The following is an 812-nucleotide window of genomic DNA, read 5'->3' as shown; positions in this document are numbered from 1 at the left end:
CCAATCAACCGCTTTACGATGGAAGTTAAGCGTCAACTGGATGTACTGGACAAACGTCTGGCAAACAACGCCTTTTTAGGTGGTGATGAGTACAGCATTGCCGATATCGCAACTTGGCCTTGGTACGGTAACTTGGTGCAGGGCCGCGCATACGATGCAGCCGAGTTTTTAGATGTGGAGAGCTACAAAAACGTTGTGCGTTGGGCGAAAGCGATTGATGAGCGAGAAGGTGTTAAACGTGGTCGTATTGTTAACCGCTCTTGGGGGGAAGAGTGGGAGCAACTAGCTGAGCGCCACAGTGCTGCAGACATTGATAATGTTTTGAAGCTGAAACCTTAAACGAAAAGATGTTAAGCGCACCATTAAAGGTGCGCTTTTTCGTTCCTCAATATTCTCTACTAAGACCTAAATATCATTAATAGATAGCTCGTATGTTTATTGATTATGTATTTTTCAATAATAGTAAACTGCGTATGTTGATATCATCTAAATCTATAAATGGTAAAGTCGATATTATTTATTTTTGTCTTTATTGATAATAGCCAGTTATGAATTTTAGTTTTGAGTTTTATAACTGATTAATTGCTAATTAACCTTTGACATATCCTTTGTTTTTGTATGGAATATGCACAATTTCGTCTTACGCTTTTCTAATTAATAGTCATAAAGTGTTAACTATATGCATCTCAATACATTATGAGATGAAAGCGTATTTCTTAAATGAAAAAGAGCCAAACCATATCTAAGTAGGGGCTATTAATTCCTTCCATTAATTTTTATATGGAATAATGACCTGCTTCGTCATGACGGAA

Annotated in this window: 1 protein-coding gene; it reads left to right on the top strand. The window is 37.2% G+C overall.

What is annotated here, in order from left to right; genetic code table 11:
* Positions 1–339 (top strand): glutathione S-transferase C-terminal domain-containing protein (locus tag R8N49_RS26295; protein ID WP_318190346.1); only part of this gene is annotated, 339 nt, incomplete at its 5' end.
* Positions 340–812: the final 473 nt, after the last annotated feature.

This window comes from Vibrio sp. 1978 (assembly GCF_033344345.1).
The sequence above is the reverse complement of the archived record's forward strand: the minus strand, read 5'-3'. Positions and strand labels throughout refer to the sequence as shown.